Annotated in this window: 1 protein-coding gene; it reads right to left on the minus strand. The window is 29.8% G+C overall.

All coding sequences use genetic code 11. The features are described 5' to 3' along the window. Nucleotides 1-72: 72 nt before the first annotated feature. Nucleotides 73-1035, minus strand: a complete 963-nt coding sequence (locus AC1XWJ_RS07690) for a DDE-type integrase/transposase/recombinase (protein ID WP_483335288.1) — start codon at nt 1033-1035, stop codon at nt 73-75. Between the last annotated feature and the right edge of the window lie 97 nt (nt 1036-1132).

A 1132-nucleotide genomic window follows, 5' to 3' on the forward strand; every position in this document is an offset into this window, starting at 1 on the left:
ATGTACCTTTGTCAATGAAGTGAGACAAAAAAAAGAATAAAAGAAATAACCGATATGATAGAGTTAGAGAAGCTATGTTTTCTCTAACTCTAACCTTTTTTCAATAGGAGAAAGCCAATTAAGAGTCTGCATAGGGAGTCTATTATAACGATAAAGATAATTCTTCATTTGGAAAATAAGATCATCATAAGAGAAAAAGGATAAGAAGCGATAAAAACGCTCATTATCATTTCTATGACTACGCTCAACCTTACCATTATGTCTAGGAGTTCTAGGTCTAATAAGTTGATGTTTAATACCTAATTGATTACATAACACATCGAAAGGATGAACTCTTTTAGTATCTCTAAAGTGAGTAAATTCAAAGCCATTATCAGTTTGGATAATTTTAGGCTTATATCCAAAATAATCTATAGCCATCTTAACAAATAGAATAGTAGAATAAGAAGATTGTTCTTTAAAAGGAAAAATATATCGTTCTCTGGTAGCTTCATCAATAACAGTATATTGATAAAACTTATCAGTAATTTGTCCTACATAGCACTTTTTAGGAACATATTTCACATCAAGTTGCCACTTTTCTCCAATAGAAGTAGGAGTGTTATAAGGTTTAGGTTTATAAGAATTTACTTTTTTCTTAGGTTGTTTAAAGAAACCTAGTTTCCTAAGAACTCTAAATAGAGAACAAGGATGACGTTTATATCCTTTATTAACTTTTAATTTTGCATATAATTCAATCATAGAGATTGAGGGATTACGCTTTATAAGATTTTTTATCCAACGTATCTCTTCTTCTGTATGAGAGTTAGGGTGAGGAGTTACGGGACGATGAGATTTATCCATAAGAGATTCTTTTGTTCCGTCATATTTTCTATTCCAACGCATAAGGGAGGCTTTTGATATTTTATATCTTCTACATACAAACTTTATTGAATTGTTATTTCTGTATGTTTTTACTGCTGATATTCGTGTTTGTAATGTATGTGGTATGTATCGCTGTGTTTTTTCTATATTTTCTGATATAATTGTTTTCATAAGAGTAATTTCCTTTTTTTGATTTGTGGTTATTTCATTATACTGGATTTGCTCTTCTTTTTTCTTCCTTTTGTCTCACTTCTATTGTAACTCTACA

The sequence above is a fragment of the Gemelliphila sp. 1F1 genome, from assembly GCF_056897515.1.